Origin of the sequence: Antrihabitans auranticaus (genome assembly GCF_016481275.1) — a bacterium.
Taxonomy (GTDB): Bacteria; Actinomycetota; Actinomycetes; order Mycobacteriales; family Mycobacteriaceae; genus Antrihabitans.
This window is the reverse complement of sequence record NZ_JAEMNW010000004.1, coordinates 657,899-675,703: the sequence shown is the minus strand read 5'-3', so window position 1 is coordinate 675,703 and position 17,805 is coordinate 657,899. Positions and strand designations below refer to the sequence as shown.

17 protein-coding genes are annotated in these 17,805 nt (G+C 63.4%); 9 read left to right on the top strand and 8 right to left on the bottom strand.

Annotated features, from left to right (window positions below; genetic code table 11):
* Position 1: 1 nt before the first annotated feature.
* Entirely contained in the window at positions 2 to 1,276 is a 1,275-nt protein-coding gene (locus JGU72_RS21315) for an alpha/beta hydrolase family protein (RefSeq protein WP_199686033.1), read from the bottom strand.
* 125 nt (positions 1,277 to 1,401) lie between these two features.
* Between JGU72_RS21315 and JGU72_RS21310 the strand changes: the two genes are divergently transcribed.
* The 6 genes from JGU72_RS21310 to JGU72_RS21285 are packed head-to-tail and all read left to right on the top strand — an operon-like array spanning position 1,402 to position 5,874.
* Positions 1,402 to 2,286: a beta-keto acid cleavage family enzyme gene (locus tag JGU72_RS21310; RefSeq protein WP_199686032.1), complete on the top strand. Its 885-nt coding sequence runs from the start codon at positions 1,402 to 1,404 to the stop codon at positions 2,284 to 2,286.
* A complete protein-coding gene (locus JGU72_RS21305; RefSeq protein WP_199686031.1) occupies positions 2,283 to 3,131 on the top strand; it encodes a fumarylacetoacetate hydrolase family protein in 849 nt (282 codons plus the stop codon). Before JGU72_RS21310 ends, JGU72_RS21305 begins: the two co-directional genes overlap by 4 nt.
* Before the next feature lie 3 nt (positions 3,132 to 3,134).
* Positions 3,135 to 3,377 carry a biotin/lipoyl-containing protein gene (locus JGU72_RS21300; protein WP_199686030.1) on the top strand — a complete coding sequence of 81 codons (243 nt, stop codon included), beginning with the start codon at positions 3,135 to 3,137 and terminating at the stop codon, positions 3,375 to 3,377.
* 6 nt (positions 3,378 to 3,383) lie between these two features.
* Positions 3,384 to 3,821, top strand: a complete 438-nt coding sequence (locus tag JGU72_RS21295; RefSeq protein ID WP_199686029.1) for a cupin domain-containing protein — start codon at positions 3,384 to 3,386, stop codon at positions 3,819 to 3,821.
* Positions 3,822 to 3,823: 2 nt separating this feature from the next.
* Positions 3,824 to 4,822, top strand: a complete 999-nt coding sequence (locus JGU72_RS21290; protein ID WP_199686028.1) for a thiamine pyrophosphate-dependent dehydrogenase E1 component subunit alpha — start codon at positions 3,824 to 3,826, stop codon at positions 4,820 to 4,822.
* Positions 4,819 to 5,874 carry an alpha-ketoacid dehydrogenase subunit beta gene (locus JGU72_RS21285; protein ID WP_199686027.1) on the top strand — a complete coding sequence of 352 codons (1,056 nt, stop codon included), beginning with the start codon at positions 4,819 to 4,821 and terminating at the stop codon, positions 5,872 to 5,874. The genes JGU72_RS21290 and JGU72_RS21285 overlap by 4 nt, the downstream gene beginning before the upstream one ends.
* On the opposite strand, the gene JGU72_RS21280 is transcribed toward JGU72_RS21285, so the two are convergent.
* The 3 genes from JGU72_RS21280 to JGU72_RS21270 all read right to left on the bottom strand — a co-directional run bounded on the left by JGU72_RS21280 (position 5,778) and on the right by JGU72_RS21270 (position 8,418).
* Positions 5,778 to 6,593 carry a FadR/GntR family transcriptional regulator gene (locus tag JGU72_RS21280; RefSeq protein WP_199686026.1) on the bottom strand — a complete coding sequence of 272 codons (816 nt, stop codon included), beginning with the start codon at positions 6,591 to 6,593 and terminating at the stop codon, positions 5,778 to 5,780. The genes JGU72_RS21285 and JGU72_RS21280 overlap by 97 nt on opposite strands.
* Before the next feature lie 84 nt (positions 6,594 to 6,677).
* Complete coding sequence (locus JGU72_RS21275) at positions 6,678 to 7,898, bottom strand: MFS transporter (protein ID WP_199686025.1); 1,221 nt, start codon at positions 7,896 to 7,898, stop codon at positions 6,678 to 6,680.
* Positions 7,891 to 8,418, bottom strand: a complete 528-nt coding sequence (locus JGU72_RS21270; RefSeq protein WP_199686024.1) for a MarR family winged helix-turn-helix transcriptional regulator — start codon at positions 8,416 to 8,418, stop codon at positions 7,891 to 7,893. The genes JGU72_RS21275 and JGU72_RS21270 overlap by 8 nt, the downstream gene beginning before the upstream one ends.
* A gap of 60 nt (positions 8,419 to 8,478) precedes the next feature.
* Between JGU72_RS21270 and JGU72_RS21265 the strand changes: the two genes are divergently transcribed.
* A complete protein-coding gene (locus JGU72_RS21265; RefSeq protein WP_199686023.1) occupies positions 8,479 to 10,014 on the top strand; it encodes a phytoene desaturase family protein in 1,536 nt (511 codons plus the stop codon).
* A 246-nt stretch (positions 10,015 to 10,260) separates the two neighbouring features.
* Here the strand turns inward: JGU72_RS21265 and JGU72_RS21260 are convergent, their stop codons facing one another.
* From JGU72_RS21260 to JGU72_RS21250, 3 genes are all read right to left on the bottom strand, one after another.
* Positions 10,261 to 11,196, bottom strand: a complete 936-nt coding sequence (locus JGU72_RS21260) for a MerR family transcriptional regulator (protein ID WP_199686022.1) — start codon at positions 11,194 to 11,196, stop codon at positions 10,261 to 10,263.
* Positions 11,197 to 11,395: 199 nt separating this feature from the next.
* Positions 11,396 to 12,904 (bottom strand): flavin-containing monooxygenase, encoded by a 1,509-nt coding sequence (locus JGU72_RS21255; RefSeq protein ID WP_199686021.1) that lies wholly within the window; start codon positions 12,902 to 12,904, stop codon positions 11,396 to 11,398.
* Positions 12,901 to 13,851 (bottom strand): ferritin-like domain-containing protein, encoded by a 951-nt coding sequence (locus tag JGU72_RS21250; protein WP_199686020.1) that lies wholly within the window; start codon positions 13,849 to 13,851, stop codon positions 12,901 to 12,903. The genes JGU72_RS21255 and JGU72_RS21250 overlap by 4 nt, the downstream gene beginning before the upstream one ends.
* Before the next feature lie 193 nt (positions 13,852 to 14,044).
* Here JGU72_RS21250 and JGU72_RS21245 point away from each other — a divergent pair, with 193 nt between their 5' ends.
* The gene (locus JGU72_RS21245; protein ID WP_199686019.1) at positions 14,045 to 14,995 is read left to right on the top strand and encodes an SDR family NAD(P)-dependent oxidoreductase; all 951 of its coding nucleotides are present in this window, start codon (positions 14,045 to 14,047) and stop codon (positions 14,993 to 14,995) included.
* A 99-nt stretch (positions 14,996 to 15,094) separates the two neighbouring features.
* On the top strand, positions 15,095 to 16,873 hold the full coding sequence (locus JGU72_RS21240) for a pyruvate dehydrogenase (RefSeq protein ID WP_199686018.1): 1,779 nt from the start codon (positions 15,095 to 15,097) through the stop codon (positions 16,871 to 16,873).
* A 6-nt stretch (positions 16,874 to 16,879) separates the two neighbouring features.
* On the opposite strand, the gene JGU72_RS21235 is transcribed toward JGU72_RS21240, so the two are convergent.
* A complete protein-coding gene (locus tag JGU72_RS21235) occupies positions 16,880 to 17,749 on the bottom strand; it encodes a class II glutamine amidotransferase (protein WP_199686017.1) in 870 nt (289 codons plus the stop codon).
* Positions 17,750 to 17,805: the final 56 nt, after the last annotated feature.

Genomic DNA, 17,805 nt, shown 5'->3' with positions numbered 1-17,805 from the left:
GTCAGGGCCTTCCCGGTCCGGAGAACGGCCGCGCACCCGGTCCCGCGTGCCGGTACAGCCACGGCAGAATAATTGCTTCCACCACCGGCAAAGCGGAGACCGACGTATGTGCGTCGGCACCCGTCTCCGGTCCGAGTTCGACGAACTGCTTGTCTTCGACGGTCAATCCGTCGAAGAGCTCGCGGGTAAGCCGTTGCCACGCAGGGGGTTCGGCCGTGCCGCAGACCAGCAGGACCGAGCCCTGGATCGCGGCGATCATCTCGCTCGACACCGAGAACTCGGCGAGATCATGGACGATCTGGCTGTAGCGCTCGACGGGTGCGTCGTAGTGACCGCCGCGCCTGCCCCACCAGTGGAACGAGAAGTCGACCGCGGGCAGATGCCGTAATCGCTCGATGTGCGCGTCGACCTCCGCATCACTCGCGCCGTTGTCGAGCATCTCCCCCACGCCTGCGACCGATCGCGGCAACTCGACCAGCTCGTGCAACGACGCATCGAAGACCCAGCCGCGTACGCGGTGGTCGTGTGCCGCAGCGCGCGGCCCGAAGTACCCACCAGCCGAAAAGCACACGCACCACAGGTTGTCCGGATCGACGCCGGGTAGCGCGATCAGTGCGTCGAGCATCGCAGCGAATGGCACTTCGGCGTCGGCCCGATATTTTGCGACCTCGTTCATCGCGAGCGACCCGACCTGCCCCGGCAGTTCGACAAGTGCGACGTTGTAGCCACGGTCCAGGAGCGACCCGCCACCATAGAAGAAGTTCTCTTCACAGACGACGTCCGCACCACCGAGCATGATGACCGTCGGATAGTCCTGCGGTGAGTCCGAGCCCGGTAGGAAGTACATCGGCATTCGGACGCCGTCGCACTCGAATTCGAGCGGGATCCCCGGCGGGGATGCGAGTTCGCAGACCCTGCCGAAGGCGCCCCGTAGTTTGCGGTAGACCTCGGGCCGTCGTTCGTCGAAGCCGCCGAGAAACTGGTCGCTCGCGTGATAGTAGTTCGCGGCACGCAGGTAGGCCCGCCGGGCGTCGACCGTCGACTCCGGCTGCGCAGCAAGCTTTTCGGCGCTAGTGACCAACCGGTCGGCAAAGCTGGACCAGGCACGGTGCCAGCTTTCGACGTCACCGTCCTCGATCTCGGCAACGATCGCGAGTACCTCGCCGACCGTCGCACCGCCCTGCGAGGCGTACCCCAGGTAGCGGATCACGTTGAAGTCGAGCCAGGGATCGGTGAACAGATGAAAGTGCCGACTGGCCATGTCTATGGAGCTCACGAAGTACCTCCGCGTCGAGGGTGTCCTGAAAATAGAAACAATCTCTAGTTTTGCTGTCAAGAGTACCCCCTCGAGTGCTATACATACATCAAGTCACCTGGTGTCTTTTAGAAGGAGTGGTCCCCTTGGACGATCTGATAATCACCGTCACCTGCGATTCGAGCATGTCGTATCCGGGCTTTCCGCACATGCCACCGATCGAGGACACCGAGGCGGTCGGCCAGCAGTACGTCGACGCCGTCAACGCGGGCGCGTCGCTCTGCCATCACCACGGCGTGCATTACCTGGACAAGGAGATGGGGCCCGACGGCAAGAAGCTCTCGACCATCGATCATGATGGGTGGCAACGACTTACAGACAAGATCAAGTCCGTCGGCACCGACCCCATCATCCAGTACGGCATCGCGAGCGCGCGCCTGCCCGAAAAGATCAAGTTGATGGAGCAGAAGCCGGACATGATGTCCTACGCCTTCAACGTGCACGACGAGTACTTCCGGCCGGATCCTGTGCTGCCCGCCAACGAAATGTACTCACTGCACCCGCGTGACGAACTCGAGGCGGCCAGTAGAGCGGCAGCCGAGCACGGTGTGAAACTCGAGATCGAGTGCTTCTACACCGGCGCGTTCTGGAACCTCGAGTTCATCAGGCAACTCGGAACACTGCAGGACCCGGTGTGGGCAACGCTCTTCTTCGGCTGGCCCGGCGGCGCGTGGACCCCACCGACACACAAGTCGATGACCTACCTCGTCGATCACCTTCCGCCGAACGTCAATTGGAACGTGTCGATCATGGATCCCGTCATGCAGTGGCCGCTCGCGGCGATGGCTATCGGCATGGGTGGACACGTCCGGGTCGGGTGGGAGGACAACCCATATCTGCCGAACGGCGACATGTCCAAGCACAATGCCCAACTGGTCGAGGTCATCGTGCGCATGGCCGAGACCATCGGACGCCCGGTCGCCAGCGTCGAGACCGCTCGCAAGATCGTCTTCGGGCAAGCGGCCCAATGAAACTCGTTCGTATCGGGGAACTCGGCGCAGAGCGGCCGGGCGTACTCGTCGACGACGACCACTACGTCGACGTCTCGGACCGAGTGCCGGACTACGACGCCGCCTTCTTCGCATCAGACGGGCTCGCACGGCTACCCGACCTGATCGAGGGACGGGTCGCGCACCCGCTGGCCGACGTTCGGATCGGCGCGCCCATCGCACGACCGCACCAAATCATCTGTGTCGGTCTGAATTACGTCGCACACGCCGACGAGTCCGCCGCCGCCGTGCCGACGGAACCCGTGATCTTCACCAAGGCACCGAACTGCATGTCCGGGCCGAACGATCCCATCGTCGCGCCGCCGGGCTCGAGCAAACTCGATTACGAGGTGGAGTTGGGTGTCGTCATCGGGGCGCGGTCGCGTTATCTCGCCGATGATGCTTCGGCGATTGCCGCGATCGCCGGCTTCGTGGCCGTGAACGACGTCAGCGAACGCAGCTTTCAACTCGAACGCCAAGGCCAGTGGGTCAAGGGGAAGTCGTGTGAGACGTTCAATCCGTGCGGTCCGGTTTTCGTGAGTCGCGACGAAATCGATTGGCAGAAAGCGGATCTCTGGCTGACTGTCAACGGCGAGAAGCGGCAGGCCTCCTGCACGAGGCACATGGTGTTCGACGTGGTCACCATCGTCCGGTACCTGTCGCAATTCATGGTTCTCGAGCCGGGTGATCTGATCAATACCGGTACGCCCGAGGGCGTCGCCCTCGGCCGCGCCGACCAGGCCTATCTGCGGGCCGGAGACGTCGTCGAACTCGGAATTTCCGGTCTCGGCACGCAGCGGACCGTCATCGTCGATTACAAGGAGTGACACATGCGAGTGGAAGTGCGTCTGCCGCAATGGGGAATGGGCATGACCGAGGGTGAAGTGATCGAGTGGTTGAAGGAGGTCGGTGACTCGATCGACGAAGGCGAAGGCCTCGTCGAAATAGAAACCGCCAAGGTGAACGAGACGCTGGAATCGCCGGTGTCAGGGGTGCTTGTCGAAGTGCTGGCCGCCGTCGGCGCGGTGATCGAAGTCCGTGACGTGCTGGCTGTCATTGAAACGGAAGGCTGAGCGCTCATGTGCGCGCCCGACTCGTTCGACGTCTACGAACACGAAATCGAATGGGTGCCGGTCTCGGATCTCTACGGCTTCGACGGCACCGTACCTGCCGCGATCGGGAATCTGGGCAAGTACCTAGGCAGGCCGGGAGACGAAAGGGGGCCGTGGTTCTACATCGTCAAACACCCGCCCCACACCAGAGTTCCGCGACATTCGCACAGCAGTGCGGTGAGTCATTTCCTACTCGACGGGTCGTGGCTCGTCGGCGACGACGAACCGCAGGTCTGCGTACCGGGCTTCTTCCACCATGAGGATCCGGGTGCGTTCTGGGGGCCGTTACGGTCCGGTCCCGAGGGCTCGCGATTCATCGCGGTCTACAGCGCGCGCCCAGACTTCATTCCCGCGGCCGGCAACGAAGCCGGTTACGTGGATCCCTACTCCGACTCGAAAGGGTGACCGTGACGTCCACCGAAGCCTTGACCGAAATGTATCGCCGCATGTTGCGTATTCGAATGTTCGAGGAATCCGTCCAGCAGATGGCTGCCCGCGGTGAACTTCCGGGTTCGATTCATCTCAGTATCGGCCAGGAAGCGCAAATCGTCGGAAGCTGCATGGCACTGCAGGATTCGGACTACATCACCGGTAATCATCGATCCCATGGGCACCCGATCGGCAAGAATGCGTCGCTGCGCGGACTCATGGCGGAAATCCTCGGCCGCGCGACCGGCGTGTGCCGGGGCAAAGGTGGCTCGATGCATCTCGCCGATTTCAGTGTCGGTTCGCTCGGTGAGAGCGCGATCATCGCCGGCGGCGTACCCGTCGCGACAGGCGCGGCGCTCTCGTCGAAGATCAAGCAGAACGGTCGCGTTGCCCTCACTTTCTTCGGCGACGGCGGCGCAAACCAGGGCGTGCTCTACGAGAGTATGAACATGGCCGCCACATGGGATCTGCCGATGATCTTCCTGTGCGAGAACAATCAGTACGCATCGCTGACCCCGATGGCAGAGGTCACGAAACATACCCGGATCGCCGACCGCGCAACCGGTTTCGGCCTGCCCGGTATACGGGTCGACGACGGTCAGGACGTAGAGGCAGTGCACGACGTGGTTTCGGCGGCGGTGACCCGCGCACGGTCCGGCGACGGTCCGTCGCTGATCGAAGTCCTCACCTATCGCTACCGAGACCACTCGGAGGGACTGCGTTTCCGTGACGCGTATGCGGGCGCGGCGCGGAAGGCGGAGGAAATTGCCGCGTGGCGTGACCGTGATCCGATTGCTATTGCGGCACAGCGGCTTCGGGCGCGAGGCTGTTCCGACAACGACATCGCTGCCGTCGAAGCAGGTGTGCACAACGATATCGACGACTGTCTGCAGTTCGCCCACGAAAGCCCGATGCCCGACGCGAGTGCCGCATTCGACGACGTCTACACCGACCGGAAAGTGGGAGTGACCCGATGACCCGGCTCAACTATCTGGCCGCTATCGCTGCGGCACAACGTGATGCGCTGCGATCCGACGACACCGTCGTCCTCATGGGCGAGGACGTGCGCGCGAATCTATACGGAACAGCACCAGGATTCGTCTCCGAGTTCGGCCTGGACCGAATCATGAACATGCCGATTTCGGAGGCCGGTTTCACCGGGGTCGCAATCGGTGCGGCGATGACCGGACTCCGGCCCATCGTCGACTACAGCTACGCGACGTTCATGTATCTCGCGATGGACCAGTTGGTCAATCAAGCCGCGAAAAACCGGTACATATTCGGCGGTCAGGCGAGCATCCCCATCGTGTTTCGCGCCAGCATGTGGTACGGCGCGGCGTCGGCGGCGCATCACTCGGACCGCCCGTACGCCATGTTCATGAACGTCCCGGGTTTGAATATCGTTGTTCCGTCCAGCGCCTACGAGGCGAAGGGCTTGCTTCGTGCCGCAGTCGAATGCAACGACCCCGTACTGGTTTTCGAGGACGCCACGCTCTGGTCGCGCAAGGAGGAGGTTCCGGACGAGCCGTACACGCTCGAACTCGGTGTCGCCAACATCGTCCGTTCCGGCACCGACGTGACCGTCGTGGCTATTGCCGGCGCGGTTCAGCTTGCCAAGAAGGCGGCCGATCTGCTTGCTGCGCGCGATATCTCGATCGAGCTCATCGACCCTCGCACGCTGTCGCCGTTGGACACCGACACGATTGTCGCGTCCGTCCGCAAAACCGGTCGTCTGCTCGTCGTCGACCCTGCACCCCGCACATGCAGTGCAGCAAGCGAGATTTCGGCGGTGATCAGCGAACAGGCCTTTGCCGACCTACGCGCACCGGTCCGCCGACTGACCGCACCGGACGTGCACGTACCGTTCAGCCCGGCGATGGAGAAGCCGCTGTATCCCACTGCCGACAGCATCGTCGCGGCAGTCACGGACCTTTACGCGTCGCGACGAAACTCGACGTCGGCCGCGATCCGTACCGCTTCGGGATCGGAGAGTCGCAGTGTCGCGAGTTCCGGGTCGTCCGTGAAGTAGCGGCGCTGGTGGTCGAGGTAGTCGGACATTGCGGCCACCGCAGCAGCGGAATCGTGACTGCGAACTGCGTCGAGAATCTTGCGCCGGTCAGGCTGGAATTCGGTGGTGCGCTGCTGCCAGAAGCGAATGCCTCTGCGCTGCAACACCTTGAACTGCATGTGCATGATGAGCGAGACGAGGACGTTCTCGATCGCCGCGGTCAATTCGTTGTGTCCCGCGCGCGACAACACGACTTGGAACCCGGTGACCGCCGCGATCAGGGAGTCGAAGTCACGCAGCTTCGCCGCATCGCCAAGCACGGCGAACGCGTCTTCGAGTGCAGCGAGGTCGGCGTCGGTTGCATTCTTTGCCGCAGCGCGCGCGGACTGCAACCCGAGAGCGCCTCGCACGTCCAGTGCGTCGACCAGTCCGACGTCCTTCATCTGCATGAGAATCTGCAACGCCGTTGCGACGAGGTAGTCGCTGTCACCTCGGACGAACACTCCGCTACCGTGCCGCACCTGGACGAGGCCCATAGCCTCGAGTGCGCGAACTGCCTCGCGCACCGTCGGCTGGCTGACTCCGTAATGCGCGGCGAGTTCGCGCTCGTTGGGCAGTCGCGAGCCCAAAGGCAGCCGCGCCGAGGTGATATCGCGGCGCAGCGACTCGATGACGGCGTCGCCTGCCTTCGGTGAACGCATGCCGGCCATCGGAGCAACCGGCGGATCACGGCGGGGCATGTGGCCTCCTCGACACCAACACATCAGGTCACCTGGATTGTAGGGGCAGCACCCCTGTGCGCGGTTGGGGAGTCCAGGGACTCGCTAATCGCGCACGGGGGCGCAGCCCGCACACTGATGTTCGGCGAGAATTTGCCGCTGCCGCCCGCTGGGCGGGCAGAACACGAGCGCAGCGAGAATTGCGGCGGTCGCTCCCGTGAGCGTCGCCGGATAGCCGAACTGCGTGATTGCCACGCCTGCGATGCTGGGCCCGGCAAACGTTCCTATCGTGAGTGCGGTACTGATGGCGGCCAAGCCGGCGGACGGGTGCTCGGCGAATACTCGGGCGCTCCAAATCCCCTGCGCCGCAATGACGGTGTTGTAGCACACGCCGAACAAGATTGCTGCTGTCAGCGCTCCGGGCACGCTTCCGCCCGCCACCGCCAGAAGCGCGAGCGATCCCGCGAGTAGGACAGAAGCCACGAAATAGCCTGTACGGAGACCGAAGCGCGAAAACACGACACCGCTTGCGGACGCCAGGATGCCTGCGACGCCGCACACCGCATAGACGATCCTGGCCGACGTGGCGTCGAGACCGGCATGCCGCAGGGCGTCGACGCTGAACGCCCACCACACCGCGCTCCCCGTGCCGACGAGGACGGCAGAAACAAGCAGAGGGCGTGACTTCGGGCAGAAGAACCAGGTCCAGCTCAGCTGTGGACGGCGCAGTTGGGCACCAACGTCCTGCGTCGGCGCGGCCAGCACGGCGACAACCCCCACCCCGACAGCGAGGGCTACGAACACCATCCAGGCGATCCGCCACTGGTCACCCGCAACGATGGCGATCGGTCCGGCGATGGCGACGCCCCACCCGGTGCCGGAACTGATCGCCGACCAGGCGAGATCCCGGCGCGGTTCCGAGACGTGCCGGGCGACGAGGTCTGCGTACGGCGGAAAAGCGAAACCTGCTGCCGCACCTGCAACCAGGATCCCTACGGCCATCATGGCGGCACTCTCCGCAACGGCAATTACCGTCATCCCAATCGCAGCGAACGCCGCAGCGACACCGATGGCCGCGCGTGCACCCAGCCGACTCGCGACAGCGACCACGCCGACGTTGGCAACAAGATACGACAGGTAGGTGCCCGACGCGATCAGTCCCGCCTCGCCGGACGTGAGTGCCAACTCGGACTGCATTTCGGGCAACAGCAATCCGTAGCCGTAGCGAGCCAGGCCGAAGGTGACTGCGATCATCGCTGCGCCGGGCAGGACCGTCCGGATTGTCGGGATGGCCTGCGTGGTTTCCCTGGTGGTCAGGTCAGTCATCGTCGCCCTCCGCAGGCACCGTGTGCGCGAGCGGGCATTCGGCGCCACCGGATGCGCACGCCGACCGATCGCATAGTCGGCATACCTGCAGCGCAGGCATTCGCGTCTCGGCCAGTGCCCCGACCAGTTGGCCCAGGAGCCGCTCGAACTCCCCTCGATCGCGGTCGGAGAACGAACCGAGCACGTCAGCGATCGCAGCCCTTCGTGCGCGCAGAATGACCTCTGCGCGTCCGATGCCTTTCTCGGTCAACCTGATTCGTCGACTTCGCGCGTCCGCACCGGCAGTTCGGGTCACCAAGTCCGCGGCGACCAGTCGATCGACCAGTCGCGTGACCCCCGAACTCGACAATCCGAGTACGCCGCCGAGCCACGACACCGCGTGATCCGGATGCGCGAGCAGCGTCACCAACGCTGCACGGCCTGATGCCGACAGGTCGACCCCTTCGTCGCCGTCGGCGGCCAGCAATCGATCGGTCACTGCCAGGGCTTGCGCGCCGAGCAGGTTCTCGAGTCGGCTCATCCTCTCAGTATAGATAGTTGACTGCCGCAGGCAACTAACTCTTCGGATACCGTGAGGCGCATGAATTCCTACGATGCCGTGATCGTCGGTGGCGGCCACAACGGTCTCGTTGCCGCCGCCTACTTGGCACGCACCGGCCGTAGGGTGCTCGTCCTGGAACGCCGAGACGAATTGGGCGGTGCCGCTGTGTCTTTCCGGGCCTTCCCCGGCGTCGATGTGCGGCTGTCGCGGTATTCGTACCTGGTCAGCCTGTTACCGGAGAAGATCGCTACAGACCTCGGCATCGACGTCGAACTGCGTCAGCGCAACATCTCCTCCTACACGCCACGTGGCGACGGCGGACTCCTCGTCGACACCGGAAATCGCGAACGCACCGCGGCGTCGTTTCGTCGACTGACGGGATCCGACCGAGACTTCGCGTCCTGGGAACGGTTCTACGACTTGACTTCCCGCGTCGCCGGTCCAGTCTTCGATTCTCTGACTCGACCGCTCGTAGATCGGTCGACGTTCGAAGCCATGATCGCCGACGCGGAAGCCTGGTCAGTGTTCTTCGAACGGCCGCTCGGCCAGACGTTGCGCGAGTGGTTCACGGACGACACCGTGCGCGGCATTGTGCTGACCGACGCGCTGATCGGCACTTTTACGACAGCCGACGACCCCGACCTGACCCAGAACCGTTGCCTGCTCTATCACGTCATCGGACGTGGTACGGGCGCGTGGGATGTTCCAGTCGGAGGGATGGGCGCAGTGACGGCGGCGCTGACAGGGGCGGCCCAGCGTGCAGGTGCAAAGTTGCTCACCGGCGCCGAAGTGCTGGCCGTTTCACCCGACGGCGAGGTCCGCTATCGCTACGCGGACAACGAGCACGTCGCCCATGGCAGGCATATTCTCGCCAACGTCGCCCCAGCACGGCTCTCCGGACTGCTTGGCGAACACCCGACCGGGCGGCCCGAGGGCGCACAACTCAAGGTGAACATGGTGTTGGACCGGCTGCCTCGGCTTCGCGACACAGCGGTCTCCCCCGCCGATGCCTTCGGCGGGACCCTGCACGTCAACGAATCGTTCGACCAGCTGCAAACCGCATACTCCCAGGCTGCCGGCGGCCGAATACCCACGGTGCCGCCCTGCGAGATCTACTGTCACTCCCTCACGGATCCGTCGATTCTCGGTCCGTCCGAACGCGACGCGGGCCGGCATACGCTCACGCTCTTCGGCCTGCACATGCCGGCGCGATTGTTCAACGACCACAACGATATTGCCCGCGCCGCCGCATTGCGCGCGACCCTTGCATCGTTGAACAGCGTGCTCGACGAGCCGATCGAGGACTGCATCTCGCGAACACCTGACGGCGCGCTATGTGTCGAAGCGAAGACACCGCTCGACCTCGAATCCGAACTCGGCCTGCCCGCTGGCCACATCTTCCATCGGGACCTGCAGTGGCCCTTTGCCGATGACCCGGATGACGTCGGACGCTGGGGCGTCGAGACCGAGTACGACCGAATCCTGTTGTGCGGAGCCGGAGCACGACGCGGCGGCGGTGTCAGCGGAATCCCCGGGCACAACGCCGCGATGGCAGTGCTCGACGCGTCGGACTGAGTCTCAACTTTCGGTCAGGAGTGTCTTCGTCAGACCTTTCACGCTGATCGACAGATGCAGCTGCCCGGAATCGCACTCGGATGCTCGGCAAAACGAATCGCAGTAATGATCAGCGACAGTTCGGCTCGGCATCTTGCCTCTCGCCGAGCGGGCATACCCGGCGGCGACACGCGGGGGGCGCCGCCGTCACGGCCCTCTCGCGGCGACACGCGGGGTGCGCCACCGGTAACGCCCAGTCAGCGTGAATCACCGATCGCCGACACCCGACAGTCGAGGTGCAGCGGTCGAGTTGTGGCGCTTTGCCGCGCGAGCAAGATAGTCGCCGAGCGACGCTTCGATCCGGCCTTCGATCGCGCTCTCGAGGGACGCGCGCACGGAGTCCGAGGCCAGCGCACGAATGCGGACGAGCATGGCGACGAACTTCGTCATTGTCTGCTCGTCGAAAAAATCTTCGCGGGCAACGGGTTTGGACGCCGCGACGTGAGCCGTTCCAGCGTCGACCAAAATGTTCGCGATCTCGTCGACGAGCGGCGCCACGCGCTCGTGTACGGCGAGGATCGCATCCATCGACATGCCATAGGAACGCGTCTCCGCGAAGGCTTGTAAAAGTAGCGGCCGGTGCACGAGAGCGTCGGTTTCGCCCAACTCGACCAGCCCGTCAGCGACCAGGCGAGACAAACCGGCTGCGTCGCCGGCCAATTCCCGGACCTTCGGCATCGGCATCCGGGTCGGCCTGTCGGCGGCCCACGGCCGAACCAACTCCAAACCCAGAATCCCCGCAAGATCGCGACCGCCCTGCCACGCCGCGAGCATTTCACCGATGTGGGCGAGGGTGTAGCCGCGGTCGAGCATCGAAGTGATCAGCTCCAGCCGCGCCACGTGGCTGTCGTCGAAGTATGCGACGCGGCCACTCTTCTGCGGCGGCGGTAGGAGACCGCGTTCCTGATAGGCGCGGATGTTGCGGGTGGTAACACCGGTTTCACGTGCGAGGTCGTCGATCCGATACCGATCGTGCCCGCCACGGTCGCCGCCCTGCAGGGACGCGACGGCTGCCTCGAGTAGATGGCGAACCGCTGTGTCGATGGCCGCGCGAGGGCGACGACTCGCGTGTGCAGGCGCGCGAAGCACCGACTCCAACAGCGCTTCCAACGGGGAGCCCGGCTCACGGGGCGCGCGTGCCAACGGTCAGCCCACCTGATCCGCGCGCAGTCGCAGCGGCCTCGCAGCTCTCACGTGATCACACCGCCTCGTAATTCCATACGACCCATCGTAAACTGCGCCAGTCCACGATGGGCGCGTGTGGGAATTCAACCACGCCAAACATAGCGTGCGATCGACGGAATCCGCACGAGGAAAACGTGTTTCGCCTACCCCGCCGAAGTCACTGCGCGAACGCGACCGACGTACGAGTCGTCGAATGCGGGCTACGTTGGACCATCAGGTAATCCCGCGCATCGAACTTGCGCATCTGCGCGAGATACTGGGTTGCGAATCCCGGATACATCGAGGCGTTGTAACCGTCGGCTGTGAGGTACCAGCTGCGACACCCGGTCATCCAGGTCGTGCGCTCGAGTCGCTTCTGGACCCGCTCGTTGTACCTCCGCTCGACGTCCTCGCGAACGTCGAGATAGCGCAGGTCGTTGTCCACGATCGTCTTGATGCCTTTGACCGCGTAGTCGATCTGCCCCTCGAGGTACACCAGCAGCGAATTGTGGCCTGGACCAGAGTTCGGACCGTTGGTGAGGAACAGGTTCGGGAACCCGTGCGTGTGAGCGCTCTTGTAGGCAAAGGCGTGACCTTGCCATTTCTCTTTCAGAGTGCGCCCACCGAGTCCGGTCACCGGGTACGGCGGTCCGTCGAGATGGACGTCGTAGCCGGTGGCGAACACGATGCAATCGAACTGGTGCTCAATGCCTTCCGCAGTTCGGATGCCGTTCTCAGAGATGCGCGCGATCGGCCAAGTGATCAGTTTGCAGTTGTCAGCTTGCAACGCGGGATAGAAATCACTGGAGGCGATCAACCGTTTACAGCCGGCGCGGAACTCGGGGGTGAGTTGGCGGCGCAGCCAAGGATCGCGAACCTGTGTTCGCAGATTGGCCATGGCGACCTTTTGGATCAGCGTGGTAACTGGTGAATTCCACACCAACCCGGTCGCCAACGTTTCGTGGCCGTAATAGAGGGCTGCACGTGACAGCCGTTGGGTTGCAGGGACTGCGGCGTACACCTTCTGCAGTGCCGTGGGGATCGGGAAATCCGGTCGCGGCAGTATCCAGCCAGGTGTTCGTTGAAACACCTTGACCGATTTCGCAGTCTTCACCAGTTCCGGGACGATCTGCACGGCACTGGCACCGGTGCCGATCACCGCGACGTGCTTACCTGCCATGTCGTAGTCGTGATTCCATTTCGAGCTGAGGATCTTCTGCCCCTGAAAGCTGTCGATCCCGTTGATCTTGGGGAAACTCGAGTCAGTCAGAGGGCCCGCGGCGCTGACGATCGTGCGGGCACGGACGCGCTCGCCCGTGTCGGTCGAGACAATCCAGATGCCCTCGACTTCGTCGAAGTCCAGAGCGACGACCTCCACGTTGAACCGGATATTGCGACGAACATCCAAGCGGTCGGCCAGTCCCTCGATATGCCTGCAGATCTCCGGCCCCGGCGCGAACGTGCGCGACCAATTGGGGTTCGGCGCGAAGGAGAAGGAATACAGCATCGACGGAATATCCACGGCCGCACCGGGATAGGTGTTGTCGCGCCAAGTTCCACCGAGACGGTCCGACCGCTCGAGCAGGACGATGTCGTCGATACCTGCTGCTTTGAGTTTGAACGCTGTGCCGAGGCCGCTGAAGCCGGCGCCGATGATCAGCGTCGTAAAGGTATGGTCTTCGGTCATGCCGCCGACTCCTGACGTGCGGTGCCGACGCTCACAGGTTCGTGAGTGATCTCGTTGAACCAGGACGGGATCGCAGGGAACGCTCGACGCGGAATCCGGTCGCTCGCCCACACCATGGTGTTGGCGAGCAGATGGTAGGGATGCTTGGAGTTGACCACCAGGCTGGCATGCCATTTGACCACTTGGTAGAGCGGCATGCGAGGGGTGAATGTGCTGCGGTCGCCGAGCTTCTTGAAACGGTCCATCGCGAAGTACAAGCGTTCGGCCGCAAATCCCATGTCGACGACTTCGTTGCGCGTGCGATTGAGCAACGGAATATATACGGCCGCTCCGACTATCAAGCTCGGCGACGCAACGGTGCCGACGAACTCGATCAGCAGTTTTCGGAGTTTGCCATGACCGAGCATGTCCAGGACCTCGAAACCGACTGCGATGTGGCGTGATTCGTCGTTGTTGATCTTGGCGAACACTTGATCGCAGACCGGATCATGTACCTCCTCGAGGAGGAACTTCAACAACGCGCCGTCGAGTGCTACCTCGAGCATCGGGATGACCGTTCCGAGCGCGGACATCGACATGTCGTCGCCGAATCGATCCAGCCAGTCCATCGCCATTCTGATATTGACGTTGGGTTCGGGCATCTCGCCGTCGTCGAGCATTCCCCACCGCTTCATCAGCGCGAGTTCTGCATTGGCGTGACGTTGCTCCTCGGCATGGAAGTACGTGTAGATCTCCCGCAGAGTGTCGTTGGGGGCTTTCCGCGCCAGTGCTGCAAAGCCCCGCGCTCCGACGTTCTCGATCCACGCCAGATCGGCCATGAATGCCTTCAGCTTCGGTTTGAACTCCGCGCTGATGGTCTCCGCGCCCGGCGCGTCCCAATCGATGTCAGCGAGGGCCCATTGCCGCTCTTTGACCTTAGCGAGCGTTTCCTCGAGATCCAGCGCCATTGCAGTTTCTCCAAATCCATAGCAGGAAGACCAAATTCAATGCCGCTCCGAGACCGTGCGCTCGATCGGCGGCATTCGCGCGACACCTTTATGTCAGCACTAACTGTGCCAGTTGTCAATGGCGTGGTTGCCGCGCCGCGACGGGCTCTCGTGCCGGCGCAGCGCGATCACGCCATTGACAACTGGCACAGTCATGGCGGACGCTGTGTGCGATCGACTACACAGAAACAGGTGGGCTGACCCATGTTCGGACTCGAGACACTGCTTCGCTCCCGGCCCCTCCCGGAATGCCCGTGCCGTAGTCACCGGCGCCGGCAGTGGAATCGGCCGTGCATTCGCAATCGAACTCGCCAAACGAGGCGGCGAAGTTATCTGCGCGGACATCGACAAGAACCGCGCCGACGACACCGTCAGACTGATCGCCCGTTCGCACCCCGGCAAGGCGCACGCAGTCCTGTGTGACGTCTCCAACCGGAAAGACGTCGAAAGCCTGGCAATGCACACGGAGCTGATCTTCGGCGGACCACCGACCCTGGTGATCAACAACGCCGGCGTCGGGATCGGTGGGAAAGAGGTCGGCGACATCGGACTCGACGACTGGGAGTGGACACTCGGGATCAACCTCTGGGGTGTCGTCCACGGCTGTGAGCTCTTCACGAAACAGCTTCGCGCACAAGATCGCCGAACCGGGATCATCAATGTCGCCTCCGCGGCCGGCTTCGCTGCCGCGCCTGGGATGGGCGCATACAACGTCTCGAAGGCCGGGGTCATGTCACTGTCGGAGACCATGGCCGCCGAACTCAGTGGGAGCGGCGTATCGGTCACCGTGTTGTGCCCGACCTTCGTGAAAACCAACATTCTCGACTCGACCCGAATCAGTGGGCCGTCGGCCGGGCTCGGAGAGTTTCTCATGCGCTGGACGGGGTTTTCCGCAGATACAGTTGCCAGGACAACCCTCGACGCCAACGACAGAGGGCAGCTCTACGTCGTGCCGCAACTGGACGCCACCGTGGTCTGGCACCTGAAGCGCCACTTCCCGACCACCTACGCGACCGCATTCGGCTTGATCCATCGATTCCTCCCGAAGGATGATTCGACTTCGCAGACGCCCGCCTTCGCCGGAGCCGCCGACCCGGTCCGCTGAGCACCTATTCAGGGGAAACTCCAACGCCTTTCGCCCTACCAACCGAACCCTCGGGTGTTACCGTGCGGCAATAGTCGTCGTCTCGAAGAGGTGGTTCCGATGGCAGCGCAAACGGTGGCAGAGCAACTCGTCGAGCAGCTGCGGGACACCGGTGTCAAACGGATCTACGGAATCGTTGGCGACAGTCTCAACCCCATCGTCGACGCCGTCCGCAAAACCGGTGGAGCCGCCCAGGGCGGAATCGACTGGATTCATGTGCGACACGAGGAAGCTGCTGCGTTCGCAGCGGCCGCCGACGCGCAGATCACTGGCGAGCTCGCTGTCTGCGCCGGGTCGTGCGGTCCGGGAAACCTGCACCTCATCAACGGCCTCTATGACGCACATCGTTCGGGTGCACCGGTTCTCGCGATTGCGTCGCACATTCCGAGCTCGCAGATCGGCACGTCGTACTTTCAGGAAACTCACCCGGACCGACTGTTCGTGGAGTGCTCGCACTACGCGGAGCTGATCAGCACACCTGAGCAGTCGCCGCGCGTCGTGCACAGCGCGATTCAGCATGCCGTTGCCCGCATGGGGGTTTCGGTCATCACGCTGCCCGGTGACATTGCCGCGATGCGTGCGTCAGTGCCGGCGCCGAGGGCGGTTCGCACGGCGCAGCCGACCCTTCAGCCCGCCGAATCCGATATCCGCGCGCTCGCCGACGCGATAAACCAGGCAAGCCGAGTCGCGGTCTTCGCAGGCGCAGGGGTGCGCGGCGCGCACGACGAACTCATTGCATTCGCCGACACCGTCGCTGCGCCGATCGGGCATTCGCTACGCGGGAAGGAATGGATCCAGTACGACAACCCGCTCGACGTCGGGATGACCGGCCTGCTCGGCTACGGCGCTGCAAACGCCGGCATCCACGACACCGATCTGCTTCTGCTCGTCGGCACCGACTTCCCCTATGACCAATTCCTCCCCCACAACGTCAAAACTGCCCAGATCGACATTGCCGCAGAAAAATTCGGCCGTCGCACCAGCGTCGACCTCGCCGTCCACGGCGACGTACGGGCAACACTCGCCGCATTGGCGCCGCTCGTACAGCGCAAATCCGACCGGACTTTCCTCGAGCGCAATCTCGAGTTGCACCGCAAGCTGATGACGAAAGTTGTTGGCGCATATACGACACCCGTCAAACAACGACGGCCCATTCACCCCGAGTACGTGGCCTCGATCCTCGACGATCTCGCAGCCGACGACGCGATCTTCACCTCCGATACAGGCATGTGCAACGTATGGACTGCGCGGTACCTCAACCCGAACGGGTTACGACGATTCGTGTCTTCGGCGCTACACGGTTCGATGGCCAACGCCTTGCCACACGCGATCGGCGCGCAAACAGCGCAGCCCGGTCGGCAGGTCATTTCGGTATCCGGTGACGGCGGGTTGTCCATGCTGCTCGGCGAGTTGGTCACGGTTGCGATGTATCGCCTTCCGGTGAAGATTGTCGTGTTCAATAATTCGACGCTCGGCATGGTCAAGCTCGAGATGCTCGTCGACGGCTTGAAAGACTTCGGCGTCGACGTACCCGCCGTCGACTACGCCGCGGTGGCAACCGCGCTCGGCATATCGGGCCGACGGATCGAAGATCCCGCCGACATCGAGTCGGGTTTGCGAGAAGCGTTGGCGCACGAGGGTCCGGCGCTGGTCGACGTCGTCACCGATCCGCTCGCCCTGTCACTGCCGCCGACGATCTCAGGCGAGCAGGTCAAGGGTTTCGCACTCGCGATCTCGAAGATCGTCATGAACGGCGGCATGGGCGAAGCGGTGCAGATGGCCAAATCTAACCTGCGCAACATTCCGCGCGCGTCGCAGATCAACCTCCGGCAAAAATGAGCCGCTCTACTTCGCGGCTTGCGATGCGGCCGCGCCTGCGGTCAATTGATCGAGGGTAAGCGGGAACCGCGGCGCGTCAGGGAGAACGACGCGCGAGTCGACGTTGAGCCCGCCATCGACGTGCAGTAATTCACCGGAGGTAAGCGGGCGCCAGCCTGGATCTTCGTCCATTCGTTCGCTGGCGACGATCACAGCTGGGTATTCGGCCAACGCGCCACTGCGCGCGCGGACTCGACCAGCGGTGCTGGCATGGTCGAGGTGGCGTCCACCGTGCGGTCCGCCCGCGCTCCGCTCGAGCACGTACAGCGGGTGCGTGTCCGGGTAGCGGAGCGCCCACAGGTCGGTAGGCGTCGTCAGCACCAGATTGACCGCGTAGATCGGCACATTTTGCGAAAGCCATTGCACCGCATCGGCAATACCTGCGGCGACGTCTCCGCTATGGAGGTCCGTACGTTTGGTGATCAGCGCGAAGACACGCTCGGAGTCGGTGTCACCGACGACTAGGTCTCGGTATTCGCCGAGTTCTTCTACCAAATCATCGAGACCCTCGACGACTCCGTTGTGCGCAAACAAACGACCTTTCTGCTCGAAGGGATGCGTATTTCGCGGCAGCAAGCCGCCGGTGGACGCGTATCGAATGTGTGCGATGAACGTGACCGATTCGCGTTCCTTGGCTTCACGGGCGAACTCGGCGTCCTGATACGCCGCGATGGGCTCCTTTTCCACCAGCGGCGATCCGTCGGCGGCGAATATTCCCAACCCGGTGCCGTCGGGCTCGAGCCGGCTCTGCTGCGCCAAACTGTCCGGCGCTTCCAAAAGCCAGAATGTTGCGTGCACTCGCTGCGGCGCGGCCGACATACCGAACAGGCGACACATACACACTTCCCTTCGGAAGACGTACTCGTGCTTCTCGGCGTACCACAAGGTGGCCG